The organism is bacterium (assembly GCA_028821235.1).
Taxonomy (GTDB): Bacteria; Actinomycetota; Acidimicrobiia; order Spongiisociales; family Spongiisociaceae; genus Spongiisocius.
In genome coordinates this window covers 1-7,525 of sequence record JAPPGV010000049.1, presented here as the reverse complement: position 1 = coordinate 7,525, position 7,525 = coordinate 1, and the positions used below count along the sequence as shown (strand labels likewise).

General features: G+C 63.8%; 7 protein-coding genes and 1 pseudogene. 4 read left to right on the top strand and 4 right to left on the bottom strand.

All coding sequences use genetic code 11. The features are described from left to right. The first annotated feature begins 220 nt into the window (after positions 1-220). Positions 221-796, top strand: coding sequence for a RelA/SpoT domain-containing protein (locus OXK16_05370; protein ID MDE0375376.1), 576 nt, complete (start codon positions 221-223; stop codon positions 794-796). Continuing rightward, the gene (locus tag OXK16_05365; protein MDE0375375.1) at positions 796-1,074 is read left to right on the top strand and encodes a hypothetical protein; all 279 of its coding nucleotides are present in this window, start codon (positions 796-798) and stop codon (positions 1,072-1,074) included. Before OXK16_05370 ends, OXK16_05365 begins: the two co-directional genes overlap by 1 nt. Positions 1,075-1,338: 264 nt before the next feature. Here OXK16_05365 and OXK16_05360 read toward each other — a convergent pair whose 3' ends face one another. Then, positions 1,339-2,451, bottom strand: a complete 1,113-nt coding sequence (locus OXK16_05360; protein MDE0375374.1) for a hypothetical protein — start codon at positions 2,449-2,451, stop codon at positions 1,339-1,341. Positions 2,452-2,777: 326 nt separating this feature from the next. Between OXK16_05360 and OXK16_05355 the strand changes: the two genes are divergently transcribed. Beyond that, positions 2,778-3,017 carry a universal stress protein gene (locus OXK16_05355; protein ID MDE0375373.1) on the top strand — a complete coding sequence of 80 codons (240 nt, stop codon included), beginning with the start codon at positions 2,778-2,780 and terminating at the stop codon, positions 3,015-3,017. A gap of 122 nt (positions 3,018-3,139) precedes the next feature. On the opposite strand, the gene OXK16_05350 is transcribed toward OXK16_05355, so the two are convergent. Further along, positions 3,140-5,026, bottom strand: coding sequence for a PQQ-binding-like beta-propeller repeat protein (locus OXK16_05350; protein ID MDE0375372.1), 1,887 nt, complete (start codon positions 5,024-5,026; stop codon positions 3,140-3,142). A gap of 594 nt (positions 5,027-5,620) precedes the next feature. After that, the gene (locus tag OXK16_05345) at positions 5,621-6,277 is read right to left on the bottom strand and encodes a hydantoinase B/oxoprolinase family protein (protein MDE0375371.1); all 657 of its coding nucleotides are present in this window, start codon (positions 6,275-6,277) and stop codon (positions 5,621-5,623) included. Between the two features lie 12 nt (positions 6,278-6,289). On the opposite strand from OXK16_05345, the pseudogene OXK16_05340 reads away from it, so the two are divergent. Further along, positions 6,290-7,192, top strand: a pseudogene (locus OXK16_05340) (DUF3387 domain-containing protein). Positions 7,193-7,212: 20 nt separating this feature from the next. Here OXK16_05340 and OXK16_05335 read toward each other — a convergent pair. Further along, the coding region (locus OXK16_05335; protein ID MDE0375370.1) for a hypothetical protein at positions 7,213-7,525 on the bottom strand (313 nt) is incomplete at its 5' end.

The following is a 7,525-nucleotide window of genomic DNA, read 5'->3' as shown; positions in this document are numbered from 1 at the left end:
GCTACCGGCTACGCAACTACCAAGCCCAAGCCCGCAAACACCGACCGAAAGGAGCACCGAACTAGACTCACCAACACACCCAGGGTGGGGAAATTCGCTGACCAACTCTGGGGAATTTCGCTGATCGCCATCAGCGCCAACTGGTGCGGAAGTCCGCAAGGCACGGGACGTCGTCGAGGCCTACCGGTCTGCCCATGCTGCGCCTTTGCACGCTGCATACATGGGGTTACGGTCGTGCCTCAACACGGAGGGCATCGACCTTGACGTTTCACGGCGACTCAAGAGGCTGCCCACCATTGAGGACAAACTCCGCCGACTTCCCACGATGGATCTGTCGAGCATGCAGGACATCGGAGGCTGTCGGGCCGTTCTCGCCACGCAAGAACAGGTCCAACAGGTCGTGAAGCGATTCTGCAGGAATAGCCTCAGGCGCAACAAGCAGGCCGACAAAATCAGAGACTATGTAGCCTCACCTAAGTCCTCGGGTTATCGGGCCATCCATATCTACACGAGGTACCACGACCGGCGAATCGAGGTGCAACTCCGCACCCGAGAACAAGACAGTTGGGCCAAGGTCGTGGAGCTCTTGACCAGTATGACCGGTATTGACTTCAAGAACGGCGATGGCCCGGACAAAGTCCATGAACTGCTGAGGGAATTGTCAGCGGTCCTCTCGATGCGAGCGCCCGGCCAGCCGTTCACAGAGGCCCACATGGACATTCTCACCCGGCTGGCTAGATTGGTAGCGACTAGCCTGCACCAAGGTCCGGTCACCAATGATCCGGGAAGGACCTGATGGCAAGACACAGCACCATTGACTTCCTCATCACGTTCGACCATGACACGGGGGAGCAGATCAGCCTGGAAGAGTTCCGCGATACCGCGCGGGCACTCACGGCGTACAGCGAGCGAGAAGAACAATACCGCGACAACCCCCGGGTAGAGGTCGTGCTGCTTGGTGCGGACTCGGTGGATGCCATCAGGGTGACCCATTCCAACTACTTCGAGGACACAGCCAACGCCTTGGACAACCTGCTCGCTAGCCTCCTACGAGAGGCGGCTTCTGCAGCATAAGCTCCGAGCTACGCCTCAGTGGACTCCCATGAGCTAAGCGACCCTCTCCGGGCACGCCGTCACGGCGGCACTCGGCCGGTGGTTAAGACGCGCGGCTTGAGCGGGTCAGCGACTTCCGCTGGGAGACTTGCCGCCAGGCGCCACTCTGACGGTATGGTTCGCGGTTCGCAATGCTCATCAACACGGACTGCGATGCCCGGGAGCGATCGGCCGGGCTCAGGCCGCTCTCCATCCGGCCGGGGATCACGGTCAAAGGCCCGTGAGTCAGTGTGCCTCCGTTGCCTTTGCGGACGCTGCGACACGAACGGTGGAGCCACTCGCACGATGTTCTACGGCCCTCCGGGCTTCTTGGAGGGCATCGCCGTACCGTTTCAGGCTGTCAACGACGCCGGCGAGGACCTGGGGGTACTCGGCGTCTCTCATTAGGTCGATCGGGAACCAATGTCGGCTATGCCTGCGGTACCAGTTTTGGTCCTCTTCGCTAAGTTCTCGGCTCACTTCCGGTTCGTCGGCGTAGCTTTGGTGGCGCCCGACCCAGAGCGGGGTCTCGCCGGTGGTCTCGAACAGGTCTGTGTTGATGCCGAACCACACCACGGCACCGTGCAGGCGGATGTACCTGCCGTAGCCGTAGGGCTTCGGAGTCGCGCGCAGTCCCTTGCGGTCCGCCCAACCCTGGTTGATGCCTTCTTCGGTTGCGGCATCGACGAGGCGCCGGTATTGGCGTAGCCGCATCTCCGAATCGGTGCCGGACTCTCTGCCTGGGGGAATCGGTTTGAAGGCTCCCTTGTCTGCGTATCGCGCGAGGCTACGTAGTTGGCGGATCTGTGTCACGGGTCCTGGCTCGTCGCTGTCACTGCTTCTGGCGGCCATCGCGTCGAGCAGGCTTCCCCAGCTGACCACCATCAGATGCCGCTGACTGCCCGTGATGCGTACGCACCGGCGCTCGGCGTCGATCTCCTCGTCAAGACCGAACTTGCGGCGGAGGCGCTCCCTCAACTGGGGCCACAGAGACCGGACTCTGTCCTCAGGCACCAGGAACATCACGACCGCAGGACTGTCCTCGGGAAGTCGCTTGATGTAGGAATTGGGCTGATTCGCGGTGAGACCGGCCCAGAACTTGACTTCGATTAGCACCCGCTCCCGACCCGTCTCATCGAAGCAGACCAGGTCCGGGCGGGTTCCATCGCGCCCGATGACCTGCGTCTTCACGGTGTCGATGGGGTCGATGTCGCGCACGCCGGACTGGACCACGTCACCCAAAGCCTCCACGCAGGCGTCCGAGTGACGGAAGACATGGCAGAGAGCTTCCGTCGCGATGTCCTCTGTTCTTCCGGGGAAGCTTGAGACCAGATAGGCCAGCAACATGTCGTCAGACACAGAAACCCCCTCTTGCGCTTCACCCTTGCGAGACCGGGCCAGTCAGATGGTAACCCTGCCTACGCGAGGTGTCCGGGCGCTGGAGGCTGCGCTGATGGTCATGGATGGTTGCCGGGTTCAGCGGTTTGCCCCACCGGTTGCTGGGGCCACCCACCATCGCGGTACGGGGCCCCGGGACTGCCCTGTCCTACCGGAGACCCATGAGGCTGTAGGACCTGCTTGCCAGTGGCGGCACGCCCCGGTCTTCGATGATGCCGTAGGTCAGGGGCGCTCCTCATCGGGGAGGGCTGCCAGCGCGCTGGCGGCTCTGCGTTCTGGAGGAGCGCTTGCAGAAGTTCGTGGCCGGCGGGGGTGGCCTGGTCACGTCGGTGGTCCTGGACGGGCCGCCGCCCCAGACCGTCGCCGAGTTCGCCCGGATCAGCAATGCCGATCTGGTGGTGGCGGCCAGCCGGGGCGCCGGAGACTCCAACATAGTCCTCCTGGGGAGCAACGCCGAAGCGCTCATGGGGAACGTCCCTTGCGATGTGGCTATAGCCCGGGTGCCCGGCCGGTTCTACCGTCCCTAGCCCCTCCGGGTCGGTCACTCGTAAGGCTTCTTCTAGTCGCTAATCGTTCATCTGTCCGTGAAACAGGGCAGACGCCCTCGCACGGTCACATCACCGACGCCGTTGCCAGCCGCGTCCTGGAGTCACTGTTGGGGCCTCGCGAAGGCTATGAGCGCCGCGTCGGAGCCTGAACCCGTCGCGATGACCACCAACTGCCGCCCCGACAACGTGTGGTAGGTCATCGGGTTCGCGTTTGTCGGAAACGGTGTCGCACCGCGCCAGATCTCGGTGCCGGTAGCCTTGTCGAACGCGTAGAGGTATGGGTCGCCGCCGCCCACGAACACCAACCCGCCTCTGGTGACCAGCGGTCCGGAGTTACCGGTCGTGCCCAGCCGTTCCGGCAAGTCGACGCCGCTAAGTAGCGGGTGCTCGCGGATCTCAGGTCGCCCTTCGCCGAACGGCACCTTCCATGCGATCTCCCCCGCGTTGAGATCGATCGCCACCAGGTGCGCGTAGGGGGGCTTGGTGAGGGGGATCGGGCCGAGCCCGCTCTCCGGGGCTTGCGCGGCGCCCGGTCCGCCGGCCTCCTTGTACATGACGAGCGTCGCGCCGTAGGGACAGTTGTTGCTGTACTCCACATCGACCCGCGGATCGTCGGCCGTTTGCTCGCAGACCTGGTTCGTATCGGCGTCGTCAGATGCCCGCACGTAGAGCAGTCCGGTCTCCGGGTCGAATGCGGCTCCGCCCCAGTTTGCCCCGCCGCTCGCGCCCGGGCGCTGGAGCGTTCCCTCCAAGCTCGGAGGCGTGAAGAGGGAACCCAGCCGGAACCGCTGCATCTCGGCCACCGCGAGCGCATGGATCTCGGGAGTCAGATCGTTCGCGTCCTCGAGCGATACTCCCTGGCTGGTGAACGGCGGCGGCTTGGTCGGGAACGGCTGGGTCGGATACAACACCTCGCCCGGCACATCGGTCGCCGTGTCCACCGCACGCTCCTCAATCGGCCATACCGGCTCGCCCGTAACCCGGTCGAACACGAACGTGAAGCCGTGCTTCGATACCTGGGCCACCGCGTCGATCTCGCGTCCGTCCACATCGATCGTCACCAGGTTCGGCGCGGCGGACAAGTCGTAGTCCCACACGCCGTGGTGCACCGCCTGGAAGTGCCACTTACGCTCACCAGTACGAGCGTCGAGGCATACCAGCGACTCGGCGAAGAGGTTCGCCCCGACCCGGCGCCCTCCCCAATAGTCGCTGCTCGGCGTGCTCGTAGGCACGTAAAGGAGGCCCCTCTCGGCATCCAGCGACATCAGCCCCCACACGTTGGCGTGGCCGGTGAAGCGCCAAGCCTCATCCTCCCAAGTGTCCGCGCCGAAGTCGTCGCTCGACTGTGGGATGGTGAAGAAAACCCAGCGACGCTCACCCGTACGGGCGTCGAACGCCTGCACCGTGCCGGGCGGGTCAAACCTTCGCTGCACCCCGTCGGGCACGCGGCTGCCCACAATCACCAGGTCCTCGAACACCACAGGAGGCGAGGTCTGGTCGAACTCGAAACGGCTCACCTCCCGACCATGTCCCTCGGTCAACAGAACGCTCCCGCTGTTGCCAAAGGTCTGGTCCAACTCACCGTTCTCAGCATCGATCGCGTACAGCCGATCACGGCTGTTGAGGAAGATGCGGGCGCCGTCCCCGTCACTCCAGTAGGCGATACCCCGATGTTTGAAGCCGGTCGGTCCCGCGCCTTCCGGCCCGCCTTCGTAGGCCTTGGGATCGAACGTCCAGAGTTCCGTCCCCGTCTCGGCGTCGAGCGCCACCACCCGCGTGTACATCGTGGAGAGGTACAGGACATTGCCCACCATGATCGGCGTCGCCTGGAAGGGTCCCGGTCGCGTCCCGTACTCCTCGAGAGGCGCCTCGTTCGGCTCCCACTTCCAGACGATCGTCAGCTCACCGACGTTGGCAGGCGTGATTTCCTCAGCAGCCGAATACTTGGTGTGCGCCTGATCAGAGCCGACATAAGGCCACTCGGCCATAGCGCCAGGATCTTGTGCGCACGCAAGGGTCGTAAACACGATGACTACTGCGGGAATGACTCGTCTCATACAGGGGACTCCTCCGAATCCGTGAACGCAAGGGCGACATCGTCCGGCAGGCAGACCAACCACACGGTCATCATCCAGCGCAAGACCGGCTGATGGGGACAGAACTCATTCGGTGTAGCTGTCAACCGCGGAGCCCCGCCGAAGGACTCCGCACTCCTAGAGATGCATGATCCACACCCATCATCGAGGTCAGACTATCCACCAAGACGATGACTGACCACGCACCCCCCGGACAAACCAAAGGCGCGGCCCCAACTAGGTAGCCGGACCGGAACGCCGACAGAGATGCTCAATCCGGCTAAAGGCCCAAGGCAACCGACGACTTGGTTCGGGCAGTCTCACTCCGGTGTTTGGACGGGTCATGCTGGTTCATCCGAACAGCACGGAGAGCATTTCAGTGCAGATGGAGGGACGCGTCAAGGGTATTGGCCGCGGATCCGGGAGCCGGCCGAAGTGATCGCGAACCGGGATGGTTCTCCCGTCTCGATCCAATGAAGCATGGGGGATTGACCAACAGGGTTTCCCTCATCCGCGGAGGGTCGTCGTCCGTTTCGTGTCCACGCGGAAGGTGGCGGGGTCCACTGCTACGCCGTAGTCCCGTTCGGCTGCCTCGACGGATACGAAGCCGTTGCGGACATCCTTTGCCACCAGGGCCGGGTCGCGCTCGAAGGGGTTGCCCCAGCCGCCGCCTCCGCCGGTGTTGTTGGCGAGAACCTGCCCGGCCTCGAGGAAGTTGTAGCTGCTCCCCTTCCGCTCCTCGTTTTCGGATCCCGGGTCGATCACGACGTGGTTGGGATCGGCTTCCTTCCCGCCGTTGATGCCCCATGGTGGGCTCTCGGTCTTGTACAGGATCGCGATGGCGGTGGCGGGAGCGAGGAACCGGTAGACCCTGCTGATACCCACGCCGCCGCGGTGTTTACCGGGGCCTCCGGTGTCGGGCCGGTAGCCGTAGTGGTCGATCAGCAGCGGACCCTTGATCTCCAGCACCTCCACGGGATTGTTGCGGCAGCCCGGCTCGCTCAGATGCATGATGCCGTCCTCACCGTCTCCGCCGGCGTGGGCGCCGAAGCCCACCGCGTCGTTCATGCCCTCCAGCCACGGTCCTCCGGTCCGGGGATCGTCCCCGAGAGCCATGACGGAACACACGTCGCCCCCGGAACAGGCGGGCACCCGGTCGGGCATCCCCTGTGCCAGGGTTTCGATTGGTCCAAGTGGATGCGCGGCACACCGCAGGAGCGTTTGGGGTTGCTGCCGGCCGCGCAGGAACACATCTTGGCCCAGGACAATGGCAAGGACCGTTACGTGGCCGCCGTACGTGGGCTGTCGCAGGCTTTCGCCCTGGCGGTGCCCCACGAGGAGACCAAACGCATCCGCGACGACGTGTCGTTCTTCCAGGCTGTGCAATCGGTGATGGTCAAACCGGCGCCGGGCACGGCCCGCGAGCAGGAAGACCTCGACCGGGCGGTTCGCCAGATCATCTCTAGGGCTGTAGCCGCTGAAGGGGTGCTCGACATCTTCGCCGCCGCGGGGCTGCAGAAACCAGACATCTCGATCCTCTCCGACGAGTTCCTAGCCGAGGTGAGAGGGATGCCCCAACGCAACCTCGCGGTGGAGCTGTTGCAGAAGCTCCTCAAAGAGGAGGTAGCTACCCGGCGTCGCAAAACGTAGTGCAGGCCCGGTCGTTCTCCGAGATGCTGGAACGTACTCTGCGCCGCTACGAGAACCGAGCCATCGAGGCCGCCCAGGTAATCGAAGAGCTGATCGAACTGGCCAAGGAGATGGAGAGGCCAACGCTCGAGGCGAGCAACTCGGACTCACCGAGGACGAACTGGCCTTCTACGACGCCCTAGAAACCAACGACAGCGCCGTAGCCGTCCTCGGCGATCAGGTCCTGCGAACCATTGCTCAAGAGCTGGTCGAGAAGGTCCGTAACAACGTGACGATCGACTGGACCTCCGTGAAGATGTACGCGCCCACCTCCGCGTTCTGGTCAAGCGCACCCTCCGGAACTACGGCTACCCGCCCGACAAGCAGGGAAAAGCCACCCAAACCGTCCTACAACAGGCCGAAGTCCTCTCAGAGGCTTGGGCCGCCTAACCCCCACGGGGCTGGTACCTCTAACTGGACGTGGAATCGAAGAGCGATCCGAGTGGTTTGGGCTGGGCCGCCCTTCGTGTCCTCGCTGCTATCCGTTTCATGCGTTGCCGCACCAAGTGGACAGCGCGCTCGACCGACAGGCTTTCGTTCTTGGTTCGTACGACTTGGTCGACGCTGAGCACGAACCGCTTGCTGCCCCTACCTTGAAGCCGGAAGTAATGGTGGGCGGTCTGCACCGCCGTCTCGTTGGCGATCGAGCCCCCCGTGCTGAAGAAGATTCTGTTGAGACCCGGTGGGGCCAGATCTGCGATCCCGGCCAAAGATCTGTCCGTA

Coding starts and splice junctions, on each gene's coding strand:
- OXK16_05370 (MDE0375376.1), top strand. CDS start 221: ATGGGGTTACGGTCGTGCCTCAACACGGAGGGCATCGACCTTGACGTT.
- OXK16_05365 (MDE0375375.1), top strand. CDS start 796: ATGGCAAGACACAGCACCATTGACTTCCTCATCACGTTCGACCATGAC.
- OXK16_05350 (MDE0375372.1), bottom strand. CDS start 5,026: ATGGCCGAGTGGCCTTATGTCGGCTCTGATCAGGCGCACACCAAGTAT.
- OXK16_05345 (MDE0375371.1), bottom strand. CDS start 6,277: ATGCCCGACCGGGTGCCCGCCTGTTCCGGGGGCGACGTGTGTTCCGTC.